The organism is Bacillus xiamenensis (assembly GCF_000300535.1).
Taxonomy (GTDB): domain Bacteria; phylum Bacillota; class Bacilli; order Bacillales; family Bacillaceae; genus Bacillus; species Bacillus xiamenensis.
Map to the genome: position 1 here is coordinate 1 of NZ_AMSH01000134.1, position 216 is coordinate 216.

Annotated in this window: 1 rRNA gene; it reads left to right on the plus strand. The window is 33.8% G+C overall.

The annotated features are described in order from the left end of the window. Positions 1–97 precede the first annotated feature (97 nt). Positions 98–214 (plus strand): 5S ribosomal RNA (gene rrf / locus BA1_RS18340). The last annotated feature ends 2 nt before the right edge of the window (positions 215–216 follow it).

A 216-nucleotide genomic window follows, 5' to 3' on the forward strand; every position in this document is an offset into this window, starting at 1 on the left:
AAAAAGAAAAAAAAAAAACTAATTTAAAAATAAAATATTTTAAATATCTCTTGATTTATTTTCAATACATAGTATAATATCTTTTGTCACTAAATTGTCTGGTGATGATGGCGAAGAGGTCACACCCGTTCCCATACCGAACACGGAAGTTAAGCTCTTCTGCGCCGATGGTAGTTGGGGGTTTCCCCTTGTGAGAGCAGTCTGATGATTATATTT